This is a genomic window from Paraburkholderia sp. 35.1 (genome assembly GCF_050436525.1).
GTDB lineage: Bacteria > Pseudomonadota > Gammaproteobacteria > Burkholderiales > Burkholderiaceae > Paraburkholderia > Paraburkholderia tuberum.
Window position 1 is genome coordinate 1144271 of sequence record NZ_JBNDMJ010000002.1, and the last position, 16130, is coordinate 1160400.

Genomic DNA, 16130 nt, shown 5'->3' on the forward strand with positions numbered 1-16130 from the left:
CCGTAGAAACGCCTTGTAGCGCAGATGGATTTCAGATTTTTACCAGCGGATGTTATTCATCGACTAACTCGCTTGGAGTCCGTGATCCAGCGTCTCGCGGTAGGCAATTCAGCAAGCGAGAACAAGCGGACATCGCCATGAAAAAAGGGTTTTAGCATACCAACCATAACCCGTAGCCATGCGAGATCCGTAACCACTGCGACGTGGCTGAAATCGTGCCAGTGCCTCAGCCCGAACGCGCCGTCATCCCAAAGCGCTCCAACCTCAAATCCCGTGAACTCTTTCCCAACGACATAGAGCATCTTGATCGGCCCCTTGCCCATCATCGCCTCAGCCTTGGGTATGAGTGTACTTTTGTAGTCGTCGTGCGTAACCTTGCCCGTGGCTTCGATCGCGAGCACATCTTGCGGTAACCCATCGATGAATTTGAACATCGCCGTCCCCCATTGGTTCTCCGCAGTGCAATTCGGTGCCTGCGGCCGCGATGATGCGTTCCTATTGTAGGCTCATGAGCGACCGCTTCGGGTAACAGTTCTCGCAGGGTCAGTGACCGCTCATGGCCGGCCGACAAGAGGCGGACACGAATGCGCAGCCGGCAACCTGCGTCCACCGCTTAGCGTGCTTTATTGTCGGAATTATGAAGCCGCCCCTTCATGCGCGGCCGGGGTGCCGGAGCCGGTTCGGCATCAGCCGACTGTTCCAGCAGGCTCGCGATGTCGCGATCGATGGCCGAAAGGATGCGTTGCTTGGGGTGCCCGTCGAGATTCGGTTTTTGTCGCCCCGACGGCATGCCGTGTCCCGCCCCACCCGGGAAGGGACGCACGAGTCCCGATTGGATTGAAGGTTAGAATCCCGCGCGTGTGCGCCGCGCGCTCGAATAATTACCTATGGGCACACACCGGAACGAGCGCATGGCAATCGTCAAGGGCACGCCCGGGTTCGCCGAGCGCCGGGTCGCGGACTTCGACTACAGCATGTTCAGGAAGGCGACATAACCGCCGTGCCGTTTCGGACTAGAATCCTCTGAGGAGGAGTCAGTGATGTCAGCTCTCAAGCGCATCGATCGGGGCGATTCCGCCTATCAGGCCGCGCTGAACAGGACGACCCGCTACCCTGCGGAGCACGTCACATTGACGGCTAGCTCAAGGAAGAGGCTGCGCCCCTGTGTGCCGCATCGAAAGGTCGGGCGCGGCAAGGTCGGCATCGGCGGCAAGTAGGCATCCGCAACCCTTGTATGGCGTCGGGCTTTAGAAGGTGGCTTGACGTGAATTGGCTGTCCGGCGCGAGCACGGATGAGACGTGGTTCGTGACCGACAATCTTGCGATATAGGTAGCCTGCCCCGCATTCGGTGATACTGGTCACAGCTGGGCAGGTACCCGCCAGCGGAGGCGGGACAGGTCGTCCAGAAGCGGCGTTTCGAATGTCGCTGATCGACCCGTAACTGCCTTTCGACTCCTACCGTTGAGCGACCGCACTTGGTCCAGCAGCGGGCGGTCGCAGCCGCGAACGCCACATCACCTCTCGGTTGAAGGCACGAGCCCGCGATCGATCGCCAGTCACGGTGCCTGGCCTGATCTGATGAAAAAGCGCTACTGCGAAACTGGCGCGTTAGATGGTGCGTCCGCTGGCATCTGCGGTAGTGGCACTGCTGCTGCGTTGTTCGTGCCGCTGCCCGTCGCTCCCGTTTGCCCGCGATGGCCTCGGTGCGAACTGCGTACCACGGTGGGCTCGCTCGCCGCCACCGGCCGCATTGGCGGATGCGCGATGTACTGAAAGTTTTCATTAACCGCGCTATTGCCCGTATCGAACGACCGGTGGATGAACACGCTGCTACTAACGGGTGAACTGGCTTGCGCGAAAGCCATCGGCCCGATCGACATCATGGCTGCGCCCACCGCCGCACTCACGGCAAGAATGTGCATGAGCAGACCGGCATTACGGGCTGTCGGACGTGCTTTCAATTTACGTCTCCTTCAATATACGTGCGGTTCGCAACCGCTTGCAGCGGGCAGCCGTTTTACCGTTGGGTACGCTGGCTCAAAAAATTGGCCCACGTTGAGGAGGCGCGGGCCGAGCGGAGAAAAACACGAAGCGCTGCCGGGGGAAAAGGCCAGACCAGTCTAGTCCGAGTCATGGAAAAGAAGGTTTCATACTGGATTACAGGTGTTACTCGATATAACTGATCGATGAATCGCGCCGGGAATTCTCCGGATCTGGTGCGAGTTGCCTGCTGCCCACTCCCGAAACAGCGCTTGAAAATGAAGCTGGCTCGTCCGGCGAATCATCGGTCGCCGTCGCTTCGCCAAGTGGCGACTGATAGCTCATCCGCAGACGTTCGCCAACCGACTGCGAAGGACCGTTCGTGGCCGGCCGGCGACATCCGCGTCAGTCTAGCGAATTCGCGCCGGCAATCCGGCTATCACGTTCCTTCGCCGTGGCTCTGCGGTCCAGATAAGCCCTGCGATTGCTGCTCCCATCGGGTCATTACATCAAGGCGCCGAAAACCATAACGCTGTTCAAGTGCGTGGCGCAGCGGCGCAGTTCGTCAAAATGCAGCACGGACTCTCAAAGATTCCAAGCGCGCGAGAGCGCCGGTAGGTGGCGGCGCCACTGCTTCTGTTTTCTTCCGACCACCTGCGCGAGCCCTAGTCGCGCACTCAGGCGGTTCGGTCCATTGCGTAGCTCGTCCGGGTACATCTGTTAGGCCACCAGCCCTGGGACGATCGTCGGCGGCGGGCGCACATCGGATGGCATTGGGCGTAATGGTGTTGACTTTGCGATGAGGTTCAGTTGGTTGCCGGTATTCAAGTCAGTTCAGCCATAATGTAGAAAACGTCGCCGGAGTTCACCCGCTCATGAAGTCTCGTTGCTTGGCAGCAGTTCTCGTCGTTCTCGCTACCGGCTGCACATCGACTCCGGCGAACAATCAGCCGGCGGTCGATACGAACGCCTACATCCTGCATGTTCCAGACGGCGCACAGTCCGCTGACTCCACGTCAAGACCACCGAGACTCACTGTCGGCACCAGCTATTCCGACACGCAACTTATTCTGCCGTGGTTCCTCAACGACATCATCGACTTCGTCAACTATCGCTAGTCTGGTGCGCGGGGGCACTCGGGTGCGTTCCTTCCTCTGCGAATCTACGGTTGAGCGTGCGTACAGATGTGTGCAATGCCTGCGCAAGATCCTGTATGGTTACCGGCTGCGCAATATTCTGTTCAAGATAGTCGCGCGTTTTAGCCACGATGGAACCGTGATGAAATGCGCTGAATGTCCAGTCTTCCAGCTCGTGAAAGACGGACTGCGAAGGGATATCGCTGTCCATCGGCTGACAAAGTCGAACACGAGCGTGGCAGTGCTGGCGTTCGATCTTGGCTTTTCCGACGCCACCAGTTTCTGCCGCGCATTTAAACATTGGAGCGGCAGTAGTCCTTCTGACTATCGCAAGGGCACCCGTCAGGGTGAGTGATGAGAAAGAGTCATGTCTGACTACGTTTTAAACGATTTTGAATGCCCGTGTCGAACGGCTGGAACTGGGCCGAACTACGCCAATCATCGGGCGCGTGTGCCGGACGGTGCGTCAGTTGGCCAACGAGGGTAAGGCTTACGAGTACGACGAGACGGTGGCCCATTTGGCGCTGTCATCGGACTACCCCGAGTCGACCCCGACGTTGCCCATTGACTGGCAGTTGCCGTGCGGTGCTTTCAAGCAGGGCGCCGGCCCGCAGTAAGGCTATGTGCAAGGATTCCATCAACCTACGACTCCCGCCCGCGTTCTCACGAAGGCCGTCGGGCGTTTCTTCCCGTGCATTTTCGGTGTGATTCGGAACGCGGAATTTTCCTCGGTAGGCCCGCTTGCGTGCACCGCCAGCGGCAACAAAAGGCGCGCGGGGCGATCCTGTGGTTAGCGTGGCTAGAAACAGCGGGCGGGCGTGACGGTAGTGCTGGCGTGACAGCGCGTATGCCTCAAATCGGCCAGGTGAACTATGATGGTAGAAGCTGTATTCATCAGCGCAGGAGCACATCATGACCTCCAATCCATCCGCTGAGCCGACCGGCACCTCTCTCGACCCCGCGAAAACTTCCGCCGGCAAGACTCGCCAGCCCGATCCGAAGGGCCTGATAAATCCGGCCCCAGACGACCTTCCTAACGCCGACGCGGCAGAGCCCGAGCCTCACGAGCACCTCCCGTCCAGAAGCGACGACAACTGATTCAACACCGCAGGTGCCGACGTCGTCCGCATGACAATCCACGCGGCAGATTCGCGAGTGGTTCGCGCATGCTTTCGCGCCGACGCCGTGAAGTCGGGGAGCGCTCGCGGTTCACGCAAATGGCTCGATGCATTTCGTCCAACAAAGTCACGGCCCAGTTTGAACCGCACAGGAGCAAATCATGCAGAACGTGCTGGTAGGTTATGACGGGTCGGCGTCCGCGCAATATGCCGTTGCTTTCGCGGTCGATCTCGCGAAGCGTTTCGACGCGCGCTTGCATGTGCTCGTCGTCGCGCGCACGCCGGACTGGGGTGCGATAGAAGTTGAGCGAAAAAATCTGATCGATCTGGAAGTGCGCCATGCCACCGCGATCCTCGACGACATCAAGGCGAAGCTCGCCGCTTCGATCGGGGCCGTGGAGTTCGATCTGGTGGTCGGCCCGCCGGCAAAGGAGATCGTGCTGTACGCGGAGCGGCATGCTATCGACCATCTCGTGGTGGGGCATCGTGGACATACGCCGTTCGATCGCTGGCTGATCGGTTCGGTCGCCCGCCAGGTGCTCGCCTACGCGCCGTGCGCGGTCACCATCGTGCGCGATCCGGCGACGATGAAAAAATCGCGGCATGAGAGCGAAGCACCATCGGCATAAAATCCGCAAACTGCTGCAGATGATGGGCTCAGGACAAACGCGACCGATTCGCAAGCTGGAAGCGGCTTGAGCGTAGAGACGCTGAGAACGCTTGCGTTGACGAACAAAAGCTCGCATGGCCGCGCCTATCAGTTCGCTGCCGAAACGCCGGAGCTCATGATTCGCATGCTGATCGTGGGTTACTGCTTCGGTGTCCGGTCCGAGCGACGGCTATGCGAAGACCTTTGAGCTTCCTCGACGACATCATCAACTTCGTCAACTGTCGCCAGGCATCGAGCGCGTCGCGCGGCTCTTGACATGATCGATGAACGCACGCAGCTTCGGCATGATCTGGCGGCGGCTCGGATAGTAGAGAAACACGCCCGGGACCATCGGCGCGTACGCCTTCAGAACGTGCACCAGCTTTCCCGTTCGCAACCCCTCGGCGGCCATCGGCTCGGGTAGCTGGGCAAGGCCAATGCCTTCGATCGCCGCGCCCAGCACGCTCGGAAAATCGCTGGCGATGAAAGGACCGGAGACGGCGATCTCGATCGGCTGGCCGTTGTCGTTGAACGACCACAACGCGAGCGCGCCGCTGGAGCGCCGCCAGCGAATGCATGCATGCTCGCGCAGGTCGTTCATTTGCTCGGGGCGGCCGCGCGCCGCGAAATAGGCGGGACTTCCCACGACGACAAAACGGAACGGTGCCGTGAGCGGGACCGCGACCATGTCGGCGGCGACGAACTGACCGAGCCGGATGCCGGCGTCGAAGCCTTCCGTCGCGAGATCGATCAGCTCCTTGCTGGCCGCTATTTCCACCTCGACCTCTGGATTGGCCTTGCAGAATGACGCGATCAGCGGCTCCAGCAGGATCGGCACGACTGCACGCGGCACGGAAAGACGCAACAGGCCGGACGGTCGCTCGCCGAGTCCGCGCGCCACCTCGCCGGCGGCGACGAGTTCCTCGAAGGCGGGCTTGGCCCGAGCGAGAAAGCGCTCGCCGGCTTCGGTCAAGCCGACGCTGCGCGTGGTGCGGATGAAGAGCGTCGCACCGAGGCGGGCTTCGAGCACACGCACCGCCTGACTGACGGCCGACGGCGTCACGCCCAGTTGCGCGGCGGCCCCGCGAAAACTGCGATGCTCGGCAACGCTGAGGAAGACTTCGACGCCGTCGAGCGCGCCCTGCCTGACTGTGAAGTTCTGCTTCATAGCCTGTCAACATTGTGAGGAATAGTCACCCGCGCGAGACGATGGTACACCTAACACCTGCGCGTCCAACACTCGACAAGGAGGCACCATGTCATCGCGGCTTCTGTTCCAGTTGCACCTCGTTTTGGGCTATCTCGCCTGGCTGCTGTGCTTCGGCACCTACGTGTGGCCGAAGCTCAAGTCGATGGCTCCGTTCGACGCGCAACGCGCGATCGCCACGTTGCACAGCTTCCGCTTCTTCGGGCTCGCCTTTCTGTTGCCTGGTGTCGTCAGTCCGCAACTGTCCGCGAGCTTCGCCGTGTTCGCCGCCTATGGGGATTTCGCCACGGGGGTGCTGGCGATGCTGGCGTTGCTGACGGCCCGGATACGTCCGCTTTTCTGGTCGTTCGTCGTCGCTTTCAATCTGGTTGGTATGGCCGACCTGATCATCGACTACTACCATGCTACCGCGGCCGATCTGCCCGCGCATGCAGGCGAGCTGGGCGCCTTGTACGCGATTCCGATCATCTATGTGCCGACGCTGGCGATCACGCATGTTGCCGCCTTCTATCTGATGTTGCGCCCTCGGCTGAAGCGGCGTCACGCCCGTCCTTCCGTCGGCCGTGACATTTCCCAGGCGTAGCCTGCTGCACTGGCCGCAGTTCGGCCACGTAACGAGGAATCCGATCAGCATCGAGCGACGTTTTTACGCCTTCCACCTGCGTTATGCTGTCGGTCGTCGAGTCGATGCTCGCGGCCTGAACTAAGCAGGTGCGCAAACCCGGCCTGATGCGGCCGGGTGGTACCCTTCACTGGCACTTCCGGCTTTCATGCATGCGACCTGATTCTCGCGTCCCTTGGCCCGACGACGCGAGCAACCGCCCGGAACGACCACTGAACTCAGCGAGGTGCCGACGTGAAATACTGCATGCTATTGCTGCCGCTCGTTCTCGCCGCCTGCGCACAGGCACCGGAAGTGACCGCGCCGGCGCCATCGGCAACCACGGCCGCCGCCAACCCGGCGTCGCCGACCGGCACCGATCTTTTGACCCGATACCACTGGCAACTGAACAACGCGATCGATCGCAATGGCACGCACATCGATGCCCTGTTCGTCCGCCCAGACAGGCCAGTGCAGCTCGACTTCAGTCCGTACCGGATCACCGTCGTCAATAGCTGCAACAGCATGGGAGCAGGCTACACCGTCAGGAAAGGGTATTTGCAGATCGGCCCGATGGTCAGCACGATGATGGCCTGCCACGATGCCGCGCTTGCCGCACTCGACGATGCGATCTCGCAGCGTGTACGCGGCAGCGTCAACGTGACCCTGCTCGCGCGGGACAACGCGCCGAGCCTGCAACTGGTCACCGATAGCGGCGACACGCTGAGCTTTACCGGTGTGCCCACGGCCGAGACGCGCTACGGCGGCCCCGGTCAAATTGCGTTCCTTGAAGTGGCGGCACAGTCCGTGCCGTGCAACCATCCGTTGATGCCGAACGCGCAATGTCTGCTCGTGCGCGATCGCTTCTTCGACGAGCAGGGCCTGGCGACCGGCACGCCTGGTCCGTGGCACCCGTTGAATCAGGATATCGAAGGCTATACGCACACGCCGGGCATCCGCAACGTCTTGCGCGTGAAGCGTTTCACAGTCAGGAACCCGCCTGCCGATGGGCCGTCGGTCGCTTATGTGCTCGACCTGGTCGTCGAATCGGAGAAGGTCGGGCAGTAATGCTTCTTCAAACGTGCCGCCAGGCACATTGGCGGCCTCCTGGGCCGACGTTGGTTGCGATGTACACAACGAGGCTCACTGTAGACGTGAACGTCGCGGCGAATTTCACCTGCGCAAGCCAGTAGGCACTGTTCAACTGACGTTGAAATGCACGCGGATGTTTTGCGTGCTTTCGACGGGCCGGCCATCGCGCAGCGCGGGAAAAAAGCGCCAGCGCCGCAACGAGTCGAGCAGCAGCTGATTGAGACGGGGGTTCGGCGTTGCGTGAATGAGCTCGACATCGACCGAGCCGTCGGCGTGGATCGTGAAGCGGGCTGTCGCGATCGTCTGATAGGCCTGCTCGCGCAAGTCGTCGGGCAGCGTCGGTAGCGGTTGCGAGATGGAGCGGGCGGCGGTGTTGGAGCTTGCCGAGGCGGCTGGAGCGGCGTCGCGCTGTGCGGATGATTGCTGCGATCCCGCGGCGGCCGTTTGTTCCGGCTGATCATCTTGCGACGGGCGTTGTGTCTGACTAGCAACCGGTACCGACGGCGCTGCGGCAGCGGGCGTCGTCAGCGTCTGCGGCCTGGTTGGCACAGGCGGCACCGCGCGATGCGCTGAGGTACGCGATTGCATCTGCGCGTGCCGTGGCGCCTGTTCCGCTGGAACCGCAACCGGAGTTTGCGACGGACGGGATTCAGGCGGCGCAGGCTCGTCGAGCACGACCACGCGCATATCCAGTGGAGCAGGCGGTGGGGCTGGCTGACTCGACTTCAGCAACCCGGACGAGAGCGCCGCCAGCACCAGAAGCCAGATACCCAGCGAGATCAGACAAGCGACGGCGGTACGCAGCGGTCCCACAACGTGCCCCCCGAACAGCTCGCGGCAAGCTTTAATCACGATGCACGGCGATCAGAAAGTGTTCGGCGCCCGCGCGTCGCGCCGCGAGCATGGCCTGCACGACCGCGCCGTGACCCGCGTGATCGTCGGCCGCGATGACGACGTTGCCGTCCGCGCGCAGCAGGCGCTTCACTTCAGGCTCGATCTGATCCGCGCGAACGACGTGGCGATTGATCGAGACCTCGTTGTTGCCGTTCACCGATATCGTCAGCGGCTCGCTCGTGCTGATCGGCTGCGCGCGTCCCGAAGGCAGATTGATCCGCACCGCGTCGAGACGTTGCATCGCCAGCGAGGCGAGCATGAAGGTCGCGAGCAGAAAGAACATCACGTCGATCATCGGAATGATTTCGATGCGGCCGCGCCGCGAGGCGCGCGAGCGTTTGAGTTTCATCAGCGCTCGCCTCGCGCCTCTTGTTGCAGGCGCAGCGCGCTGAGTCGCGCGTTGGCGAACAGTTCGAGTTCATCCATCAGACGCTCGAGCCGCCGTGAAAAATAGTTGAACGCGAACAGTGCGAAGACCGCGACGATGAGTCCGATCGCGGTCGCCACCAGCGACTGCGCCACCCCGCCCGTGACGCCGCCCGGATCGACGAGTCCATTGCCGCCGAACAGCTGGAATGACTTCATCATCCCGACGATCGTGCCGAGCAAGCCGAGCAGCGGCGCCGCCGTGACGATCGTCTCCAGTAGCCACAGACCGCGGCCCATGTCGCGCTCGATCTGCGACGCGATCGATTGCGCCGACGCCTCGCGCAGCCACAGCGGCGAGTCTGATTCCGACAGCCACGGCGCGGCCATGCGCCGAAACGCGTGGTGCGGGGCGAGGCGGTCGAGACGGTTGTCATCGGCTGACGACGTGGGTTGCAAAACACGCGCCGGTGCGCTTGCGAAGCGGGCAAACACATACGCCCGCTCGATGATGATGGTCAATGCGAGCACGCCGAGCACGCTGAGCGGATACATGATCCATCCGCCGGTGCGCATCGCCGCGATAAAGCCTGTCCATTCCTGCATGATGATTCTCCCTGCCGTCGATCAGAAGTACTTGGTCACGCCCGCATAAACCGCGAAATGCGGACCGTACTGCGGCGCGCCGACGCCGATGCCCGAGCCGTCACGCAACTCGTACACGCGGTTGAATGCGTTGATCACCACCAGACGCGCGTCGAACTTGCCGATCATCGGCTCGTTGAAGTGCTGGATTACGCCGAGGTTGAACTGCGCATAGACGGGCAGGCGATCGGTGTTCGCAAAGCCGCTGCGCAGGCCGGAGCCGACGATTCCGTCGAACGTGAAGGTGGTTTGGTGGAAGTCGTATGCCGCGCCGAACGATGCGGTCACGCGCTGGTCGTGATCGAGGTACACCCAGTTGTTCGAGATGTACGCCAGTTCGTCCGCACCGAAATTGAACTGCGCGGAGTTGATGTTCTTGCCTTGCGCGCGGCTATACGCGAGGTTCAGATACGCGGAGAGATTGTCCTGTTTGTAGTTGGCGGTGAATTCGACGCCATACGTTCTGCCGTACTGGTAGTTGAACGGCGTGTAGATCAGCGCGGAGCCGAACTGTCCTTCGTCGAGCAGGTCGGTCGATTTCTTGTAGTACGCGTCGAGTCCGAGCGTGACGGCAGGGCCGAGTTTCTGCGTGATGCCGAGATCGAAATAGTGGCTGCGTTCCGGCTGTACAGGATCGTTCTGCGTTACCGAACTCTGATTCGTCGTGCCGTCGAACTTCGATATCGTCGAGCCGGACACGAGTTCGAACGGCGGCGGCGTGAAGTAGCGCGCGTAGCCGGCGTGCAGCGTCGTCGACGACGTGAGCGTGTAGACGAGGCCGACGCGCGGGCTCAACTGGCTCGCGCTCGTGTACTCGTCCATGCGGTCGTAGCGCAAGCCATAGTTCAGCGTGAGCCGGTCGGTCAGCTTCCATTCGTCCTGCGCGTACAGGCTGTACAGATAGCCGGTCTTGCTGCTGCTGTCCTGGATGTTGAAGGGCACGTCGGAGAGCTGGTTGCCGTCCGCGTCGGCGGGGAACACAGACACGTTATTGTCGAATATCGCGTGTTCCTGCTGGAAGAAGACGCCCGCGCGAACCGTGTGACTGTCGTTGATGCGCCAGGTCGTATCGACCTGCACGCCGTTGGCTGTGTTGCTATGGAAGTCCTCCGATGCTACCCCGTTGAACATCAGGTCGCCGATCGGATCGGGGTTGAACTTCGTGCGCGTATAGCGCGTAAAGAAGGCGACCTGGTAATCGAGCGCGCCGCCGTTGGTGCCTTGAAGCGCGAGCGCCGCGAAATTGTTCAGCTCCGATTGCGTTTCGTTCAGTTGCGACGAATCGAACGTGCTGTGGCCGTTGAGCGCGAAGTTCGGCGTGAGCCCCGGCGTGTTCGGAATCTCGAACTGGTTGCTGGTCGCGCCGAACAACAGACTCACACGCGTGAGCGGATTGATCAGATACGACAGATAGCCGAATGCATTGCCCTGGCGCGTGTGATCGTGAATCGCACTGGCGCTCGCCGTCGGATTCTCGATGCCGAGATTGTTCATGCCGAGCGAGCCGCTCAGGTAGTAGCTGAACGGTCCCTCGCTGCCGAACACGTCGGCGCTCGTTTTGACGGTCTGATGGCTGCCGCCGAATACGTCGATCGAGCCGCCGCTGCCCATGTCGCCCGATTTGGTGCGGATGTCGACGATACCGGCCGTGCGGTAGCCGTACTGCGCGGGCAGGGCGCCAGTGAGCAGGTTCATTTGATCGATGATGCGCGTGTCGAGCGACTGGCCGAAGCCGCTGATCGGCTCCGGAATGATGATGCCGTTGATCCGGTATTGCAAATTGGCGTGCTCGCCGCGCACGTGCAGCTGGCCGTACGAGTCGTTGGCGACGCCGGGCGCTTGCAGCAGCACCTGATTGAGCGGCGTGTTCGCGCCCGCCGGCATCGTGTCGATGTCCGCCTGCGTGAAGCGATAGACGCTGCTGCCCGTTTCGGGCAGCAAGCCGTTGCGGGCAGCGTTCAGACGTTGTGCGTTGACCTGCACGTCGAGTGTATCGCTCTTTTGCAGTTGTACGCTGACGCTCGCCGGGGCGCCGGACTGGGCGGTCGCGATGCTGCTGCCGCTTGCAAAACCGGCCGCGGTGACGACGACCGCATACGTGCCGGGCGCCACGCCGTCGATGGAGAAGTGGCCCGACGTGTCCGTGTTCGACGTGCCGATGGAGGCGCCGCTCGCGTCCTGTACCTCCACTTTCGCGTGAGCGACGGGATGGCCCGCGGGATCGGAGACCGTGCCCGTCAACATGGCGTTGCCTGGCGCACCCCATGCGTTCGAGATGGCGGTACAGAACACGATCGCCGCCTGTGCGGTCAGTGTGCGGTTTTTCATTGTTGTTGCTCGCGCTAAGGACGATGCGTTGATAAACAGAAGCGTTCGGCAAAAGCTCACCCACCTCGCCCCTGGCCGGCAGGGGAAGGACAGGCGAACTGGAGGTTGACGACGCGCGATGGCAGGCCCGTCGATCAGGCCTACTTTTCGATGAGAACGGTAATGGCGATGACGGTCATAAGTGGTCGTTGAGCATGGACTGTCCGCTCATAGGTCGGACGGATTTTGTTGGGCGTCGCAGTGGGCCGGTGTGAAAAACGGCAAGGCTGGAGCGCCAATTTTTGGTCATGTTATAACATAACAATTACAGGTGGCAAGTCGCAAGATGAAGGCCGCCGTAGCGCAACGGGTGAGGCATTTGCCCGTTGCCATTCGAAAAACTTGACACAGTGCATATGCACACATAAACTCTGCTCCATGAACCGTCCTCTCTCCTACGACGAATGCAACTGCTTCGCGCTGCGCCAGGCGGCGCGGCACGTCACGCAGATGTACGAGCGCCATCTCGGCAGCGTCGGGCTGACCGCTGCGCAGTTCACGATCCTCGCGAAGCTCGCGCGCACACCGAACCTGCCTATGGCGGAGCTCGCGGACGCGATGGTGATGGAGCGCACCACGCTGGTCCGCGCGATGAAGCCCCTGCAGCGCGACGGCCTCGTGCTGGCCGAGGCGGCGGATCACGACAACCGCACGTTGCTGTTCAGCCTGACGGAAAAAGGCGAGACGACGTTCGATCAGGCCTCCGTCGCATGGCGCGCCGCACAGGACGAATTCGAAAAGAAGTTCGGCCGCGCCCGCGCAAAGACGCTGCGTACCGAGCTGTTCAGCATCACCGGTTAGATCGCGCGTAGGAACCCGCTTCGGCGGGTTTTATGACGCCGCTTAATGTGCATATGCACTAACGAGCAAAGGAAGTGCAGCGAATGGAAGCGCTTTTCGACGACGACTGCTTTGCGATCCGCCAGGCCGCGCGTCATATATCGCAGATCTACGACCGGCACCTGTCGAATGTCGGGCTGACCATCACGCAGTTTTCGCTGCTGGGGCGCCTGAAGCGCACCGGTCCGATGACGATGAAGCAGATTGCCGAGGCCATGCGCATGCAGCGCACCACGCTGGTCCGTACGATTCAACCGCTGCGACGCGACGGGCTGGTGTCGAGCGAGGCGATGGGCGCGGATGCGCGCGCGCTGGTGATCTCGCTGACCGCCGCGGGCGAAGAGCGGCAAGACGCAGGCCGCGCTCATTGGTATGCCGCACAGGCCGAGTTCGAGCACCGCTTCGGCGAGGAGCGCGCGGCTGCACTGCGCACCGAGCTGTTTGCGATCACCCGGGATACGCTTTGACATAAACGCTGAAGATAGCGGAGGCCGGCGCACTGCGCCGTTTTTTTCAATCTGAAGAGTGCATACGCACATATCGACACCATGTCCACAACTCCTTCGACCGTCGCGCCGCCAAGCGCGGTACAACCCGCCAGACAGGTGCGGCGTATCCCGTGGATGCTGCTCGCGATCCTCTCCGTCCTCGTCGCGCTGGCGCTTGCCACTTCGTACTGGTTCTTGGTCGGCCGCTTCGTCGAGAGCACCGACGATGCGTACGTCGGCGGCGACGTCACGGTGATGGCGCCGAAGGTCAACGGCTTCGTCACCGACGTGCTCGTGCACGACAACGAGTTCGTGCACGCCAACCAGGTGCTCGTGCGTCTCGATGCCCGCGACTACGACGCGCGCCTCGCCCAGGCCAGCGCAGAAGTGGAGAGCGCGCAGGCCGCCGTCACCGAACTCGAAGCGAAGAAATCACTGCAACTCGCGGCGATCAACGAGCAGGCCGCCGAGGTCCGCGCGTCGGGCGCCGAGCTCACACGCAGCGCCGCCGACCAGACGCGCTACCGCGAGCTCGTGAAAGACGACGCGGTGTCGAACCAGGTCGTCGAGAAGGCCGACGCCGATCTGGCCAAAGCGCGCGCCGCGGTCGATCGCAGCAGCGCGGCGCTGCTCGCGGCGCAACGCCAGATCGCGGTGCTCGACGCTCAGATCGGCGACGCGAAAGCGCGCATCACGACCGCGCAGGCCGCGCAGCGCGTCGCCGCGTTGAACGTCGAGTACACGACGATCCGCTCGCCGATCGATGGCTATGTCGGCAATCGCACCGCTCGCGTTGGGCTGCTCGCCAACGCGGGCGTGTCGCTGCTGACCGTTGTGCCGGCGAGCGGTTTATGGATCGACGCGAACTTCAAGGAAGATCAGCTGCGCAAAATGCATTCGGGCGACAGCGTCGACGTCGAACTCGATGCCTCGAGCACAACGCTGCACGGCGTGGTCGACAGTCTTGCACCGGCGACCGGTGCGACCTTCAGCGTCTTGCCCGCGGAAAACGCGACCGGCAACTTCACGAAGATCGTGCAGCGCGTGCCGGTGCGCGTGCGCCTCGACGTGCCGAAGGACATGCAGGGCGTGCTGCGTCCGGGCCTGTCCGCGACCGTGAAAGTGCACCTCGATGCGGGCCATCCGGCCGCGCAGGGATGAACCGATCATGACTCACGCTTTTGACAACCCCGCCGACCAGCCGACCCGCACCAAGGTCTTCGCATTCGCGCTGATGTGCCTCGGTTTTTTCATGGCGACGCTCGATATCCAGATCGTCGCATCGTCGCTGCGCGATATCGGCGGCGGACTGTCCGCCAGTCAGGATGAACTCTCCTGGGTACAGACCTCGTATCTGATCGCGGAGATCATCGTGATTCCGATGTCGGGGTGGCTCACGCGCGTGTTCTCGACGCGCTGGGTCTTCACCTTCTCCGCGTTCGGCTTCACGGTCACCAGCATGCTGTGCGGTCTCGCGTGGGACATCAACTCGATGATCCTGTTTCGCGGTCTGCAAGGCGCGCTCGGTGCCGCAATGATCCCGACCGTGTTCACGACCGCGTTCGTACTGTTTCCCGGCAAGCAGCGTTTGATCGCGTCGACGACGATCGGCGCGCTTGCGTCGCTTGCGCCGACGATCGGCCCGGTGATCGGCGGCTGGATCACGTCGCAATGGTCGTGGCACTGGCTGTTCTATCTGAACCTGGTACCGGGCGTCGCCGTGACGCTGTTGGTGCCGAAGTACGTGCATATCGACAAGGTCGATCTGTCCTTGCTGAAAAAGGGCGACTACTTCGGCATCTTGCTGATGTCGGGTTTTCTCGGTTGCCTCGAATACGTGCTCGAAGAGGGACCGCGCAAAAACTGGTTCGGCGACGACGTGATCGTGCTGTGCGCGTGGGTCGCGGCCATCTGCGGCTTTCTGTTCCTCGTGCATGCGTTCACCGCGAAGGAACCGATCGTCGATCTGCGCGCACTGGCGTTGCGCAATTTCGGTATCGGCAGTCTGCTGTCGTTCATTACCGGGATCGGCATCTTCTGCACCGTGTTTCTGACGCCGGTGTTTCTTGCGCGCGTGCGCGGCTTCGATTCGTTGCAGATTGGTCTCGCGTTGCTGTCCGTTGGCTGTTTTCAGTTGCTCGCGCTGGCCGCCTACTCGACGCTCGCGCGCTTCGTCGATATGCGCATGCTGATGGTGTTCGGACTCGCGCTGTTTGGCATCGGCTGCTATCTGTACGTGCCGTTGACGAACCAATGGGGCTGGCAGCAGTTGCTGATTCCACAAGCGTTGCGCGGAATTGGCCAGCAGTTCTGTATTCCGCCGATCGTGACGATGGCGCTGGGTGCGTTGCCGCCGTCGCGGCTGCGCTCCGCGAGCGGGCTGTTCAATCTGATGCGCAATCTCGGCGGTGCGATCGGCATCGCGGTCAGCAGCACGATGTTGAACGACCGTTTGAACCTGCACTACGAACGGCTCGACGAACATCTGAATGCGGGCCGTCCGGTCGTCGAATCGATCTTGCAGAAGCAGGCCGAGTATCTGTCGGCCGTTGGTGGTGATGTCTTGAACGCCGCGAGTGCGGGGCTCGCCGAATTGCACGCGGCATTGATGCGCGAAGCGCTGGTGCTCGCATTCTCGGACGCCTTTCTGGCGGTTGCGCTGTGCTTCGTGGTCGGCTTGCTGAGCGTGCTGTTTTCGCGCCCGTTCGGCAACAGCGCGCCCCCGCCCGATGCCCATTAGGAGACC

18 protein-coding genes and 1 pseudogene are annotated in these 16130 nt (G+C 62.1%); 12 read left to right on the forward strand and 7 right to left on the reverse strand.

Annotated elements, in window-relative coordinates; all coding sequences use genetic code 11:
* Positions 1-56 precede the first annotated feature (56 nt).
* A complete protein-coding gene (locus tag OKW27_RS11215; protein WP_429333502.1) occupies positions 57-434 on the reverse strand; it encodes an STAS/SEC14 domain-containing protein in 378 nt (125 codons plus the stop codon).
* Between the two features lie 606 nt (positions 435-1040).
* Here OKW27_RS11215 and OKW27_RS11220 point away from each other — a divergent pair.
* Positions 1041-1217 (forward strand): hypothetical protein, encoded by a 177-nt coding sequence (locus OKW27_RS11220; protein ID WP_429333503.1) that lies wholly within the window; start codon positions 1041-1043, stop codon positions 1215-1217.
* 373 nt (positions 1218-1590) lie between these two features.
* On the opposite strand, the gene OKW27_RS11225 is transcribed toward OKW27_RS11220, so the two are convergent.
* The gene (locus OKW27_RS11225) at positions 1591-1962 is read right to left on the reverse strand and encodes a hypothetical protein (protein ID WP_429333500.1); all 372 of its coding nucleotides are present in this window, start codon (positions 1960-1962) and stop codon (positions 1591-1593) included.
* Positions 1963-2856: 894 nt separating this feature from the next.
* On the opposite strand from OKW27_RS11225, the gene OKW27_RS11230 reads away from it, so the two are divergent.
* The 5 genes and pseudogenes from OKW27_RS11230 to OKW27_RS11250 all read left to right on the forward strand — a co-directional run.
* The gene (locus tag OKW27_RS11230) at positions 2857-3099 is read left to right on the forward strand and encodes a hypothetical protein (RefSeq protein ID WP_429333504.1); all 243 of its coding nucleotides are present in this window, start codon (positions 2857-2859) and stop codon (positions 3097-3099) included.
* 22 nt (positions 3100-3121) lie between these two features.
* The gene (locus OKW27_RS11235; protein ID WP_429333505.1) at positions 3122-3472 is read left to right on the forward strand and encodes a helix-turn-helix domain-containing protein; all 351 of its coding nucleotides are present in this window, start codon (positions 3122-3124) and stop codon (positions 3470-3472) included.
* A gap of 557 nt (positions 3473-4029) precedes the next feature.
* Positions 4030-4215: a hypothetical protein gene (locus OKW27_RS11240; protein ID WP_429333506.1), complete on the forward strand. Its 186-nt coding sequence runs from the start codon at positions 4030-4032 to the stop codon at positions 4213-4215.
* 181 nt (positions 4216-4396) lie between these two features.
* A complete protein-coding gene (locus OKW27_RS11245) occupies positions 4397-4864 on the forward strand; it encodes a universal stress protein (RefSeq protein ID WP_184063493.1) in 468 nt (155 codons plus the stop codon).
* 147 nt (positions 4865-5011) lie between these two features.
* Positions 5012-5089 (forward strand): annotated as a pseudogene (locus OKW27_RS11250) (transposase); the annotation flags it as partial.
* A 30-nt stretch (positions 5090-5119) separates the two neighbouring features.
* Here OKW27_RS11250 and OKW27_RS11255 read toward each other — a convergent pair.
* The gene (locus tag OKW27_RS11255; RefSeq protein ID WP_429333507.1) at positions 5120-6052 is read right to left on the reverse strand and encodes a LysR family transcriptional regulator; all 933 of its coding nucleotides are present in this window, start codon (positions 6050-6052) and stop codon (positions 5120-5122) included.
* A gap of 88 nt (positions 6053-6140) precedes the next feature.
* On the opposite strand from OKW27_RS11255, the gene OKW27_RS11260 reads away from it, so the two are divergent.
* Complete coding sequence (locus OKW27_RS11260; RefSeq protein ID WP_090807165.1) at positions 6141-6674, forward strand: hypothetical protein; 534 nt, start codon at positions 6141-6143, stop codon at positions 6672-6674.
* A 273-nt stretch (positions 6675-6947) separates the two neighbouring features.
* A complete protein-coding gene (locus OKW27_RS11265) occupies positions 6948-7760 on the forward strand; it encodes a DUF4377 domain-containing protein (protein WP_429333508.1) in 813 nt (270 codons plus the stop codon).
* Positions 7761-7892: 132 nt separating this feature from the next.
* On the opposite strand, the gene OKW27_RS11270 is transcribed toward OKW27_RS11265, so the two are convergent.
* The 4 genes from OKW27_RS11270 to OKW27_RS11285 form a co-directional block, all read right to left on the reverse strand.
* The gene (locus OKW27_RS11270; RefSeq protein WP_429333509.1) at positions 7893-8372 is read right to left on the reverse strand and encodes an energy transducer TonB; all 480 of its coding nucleotides are present in this window, start codon (positions 8370-8372) and stop codon (positions 7893-7895) included.
* 256 nt (positions 8373-8628) lie between these two features.
* Complete coding sequence (locus OKW27_RS11275; RefSeq protein ID WP_090807161.1) at positions 8629-9027, reverse strand: ExbD/TolR family protein; 399 nt, start codon at positions 9025-9027, stop codon at positions 8629-8631.
* Positions 9027-9650: a MotA/TolQ/ExbB proton channel family protein gene (locus OKW27_RS11280; RefSeq protein WP_090807159.1), complete on the reverse strand. Its 624-nt coding sequence runs from the start codon at positions 9648-9650 to the stop codon at positions 9027-9029. Before OKW27_RS11280 ends, OKW27_RS11275 begins: the two co-directional genes overlap by 1 nt.
* 21 nt (positions 9651-9671) lie before the next feature.
* Entirely contained in the window at positions 9672-12017 is a 2346-nt protein-coding gene (locus OKW27_RS11285; protein WP_429333510.1) for a TonB-dependent receptor, read from the reverse strand.
* 417 nt (positions 12018-12434) lie between these two features.
* Here OKW27_RS11285 and OKW27_RS11290 point away from each other — a divergent pair, with 417 nt between their 5' ends.
* From OKW27_RS11290 to OKW27_RS11305, 4 genes are all read left to right on the forward strand, one after another.
* Positions 12435-12857 (forward strand): MarR family winged helix-turn-helix transcriptional regulator, encoded by a 423-nt coding sequence (locus OKW27_RS11290; protein WP_090807156.1) that lies wholly within the window; start codon positions 12435-12437, stop codon positions 12855-12857.
* A gap of 83 nt (positions 12858-12940) precedes the next feature.
* Positions 12941-13363 carry a MarR family winged helix-turn-helix transcriptional regulator gene (locus OKW27_RS11295; protein ID WP_429333511.1) on the forward strand — a complete coding sequence of 141 codons (423 nt, stop codon included), beginning with the start codon at positions 12941-12943 and terminating at the stop codon, positions 13361-13363.
* Positions 13364-13444: 81 nt separating this feature from the next.
* On the forward strand, positions 13445-14545 hold the full coding sequence (locus tag OKW27_RS11300; protein WP_429333512.1) for an HlyD family secretion protein: 1101 nt from the start codon (positions 13445-13447) through the stop codon (positions 14543-14545).
* A gap of 7 nt (positions 14546-14552) precedes the next feature.
* Positions 14553-16124 (forward strand): DHA2 family efflux MFS transporter permease subunit, encoded by a 1572-nt coding sequence (locus OKW27_RS11305; RefSeq protein WP_429333513.1) that lies wholly within the window; start codon positions 14553-14555, stop codon positions 16122-16124.
* Positions 16125-16130 lie beyond the last annotated feature (6 nt).